Annotated in this window: 1 protein-coding gene; it reads left to right on the top strand. The window is 66.8% G+C overall.

Features of this window, described 5'->3' with window-relative positions; all coding sequences use genetic code 11:
- A partial coding sequence (locus WCB02_RS22260) for an ATP-binding protein (RefSeq protein WP_423961469.1) occupies positions 1 to 1,542 on the top strand: 1,542 nt, incomplete at its 5' end.
- Positions 1,543 to 1,590: the final 48 nt, after the last annotated feature.

Raw genomic sequence — 1,590 nt, 5'->3', positions numbered from 1 at the left:
CTGCACATCGATGAGCGCATCCTTCACTATCTGGCCGGCATCAACGACCTCGATCAGCGATTGCGGCCGCTGCTACAGGCAAGCGCCGCGCCGGACTGGATTGCCGCGGCGCATGAGCGCCTGGCACAACAGGCCGCGCGCGCTCTCGACATGCGTGGCCGCGACGCTCCCGTGCTGCAATTGTGCGGCGACGACCCGCAGGGACAGGAAGACGTCGCAGCATTCGCCGCGCGCGCGCTCGGCCACGAGCTCTTCGTGCTGCCGGTCGACGATATCCCGGCGCCCGGCGCTGAGCTCAACCAGTTCGTCACGCTATGGGAACGCGAGGCGCTGCTCTTGTCCGCGACTCTCTTTATACAGTGTGCGCCCTGCGGCTTCTCGGCCGCCGCCCGCCATCTCGCAGAACGACTGCCAGCTCCGCTCTTTCTTGCGAGCCGCGAGCCGCTGCGGCTGCGCCGTCCGTTCCTGCGTGTTGAGGTCGAGAAGCCGCCTCCGGTCGAGCAGAAGCAGATTTGGGCGCGCGCGCTCGGCCCGGCGGCCGGCAGCCTCAACGGCATGCTCGACAACCTGTCCCAGCACTTCCGGCTGAGCGCCAAAGCGATTCACGCAACAACCCTGGTCACCTCCGCAACCACCGCGCCGCGCGCAGCGACGGAAGCGAACGCGATGGCCCCCGAGAAACTGCAGCCGAGCGAATTGTGGAGCACCTGCCGCGCGATGGCGCGCCCGCGGCTCGAGGATCTGGCGCAACGCATTATGCCGTCGGCCGGATGGGAGGATCTGATCCTGCCGGAACCGCAGATGCAGACGCTGCGACAATTGGCCGACCAAATTGGCCACCGCATGCAGGTCCACGAGAACTGGGGCTTCGCGGACAAGGGCCGACGAGGACTTGGAGTTAGCGCGCTTTTCGCCGGCGCGAGCGGCACCGGCAAGACGCTCGCGGCCGAGGTGCTGGCCCGCGATCTCGACCTCGACCTTTACCGCATCGACCTCTCCGCCGTGGTCAGCAAATACATCGGCGAGACCGAGAAGAACCTGCGGCAGGTCTTCGACGCCGCCGAGGAAGGCGGCGCGCTTCTGTTGTTCGACGAGGCGGACGCGCTGTTCGGCAAGCGCAGCGATGTCAAGGACAGCCACGATCGTTACGCCAATATCGAGATCGGCTACCTGCTCCAGCGCATGGAGGCCTATCAGGGCCTCGCGATCCTCACGACAAACCTCAAATCCACCATGGACAAGGCGTTCCAGCGCCGCCTGCGGTTCGTGGTGAATTTCCCGTTTCCCGACGCCGTCCAACGCGAGGCGATCTGGGGCCGCGTGTTCCCGGCGAGGACGCCCACCGAGAGCCTGGAGACGAAGCGCCTCGCCCGGCTCAACGTCGCCGGCGGCAATATTCGCAACATAGCGCTCAATGCGGCGTTCCTCGCCGCGGCGGCGGGCCAGCCGGTCGGCATGCGCCATCTGCTCGAAGCCGCGCAACTCGAAGCGCAGAAGATCGAGCGGCCGCTGTCGGAAGCCGAAGTCCGGGGGTGGGCATGAGCCGCATCCGCGTCACCATCGACGAACTCGCGCTGAAGGGATTTGCGC

Origin of the sequence: Bradyrhizobium sp. (assembly GCF_049581145.1) — a bacterium.
In the GTDB taxonomy this organism is placed as follows: Bacteria; Pseudomonadota; Alphaproteobacteria; order Rhizobiales; family Xanthobacteraceae; genus Bradyrhizobium.
The sequence above is the reverse complement of the archived record's forward strand: the minus strand, read 5'-3'. Positions and strand labels throughout refer to the sequence as shown.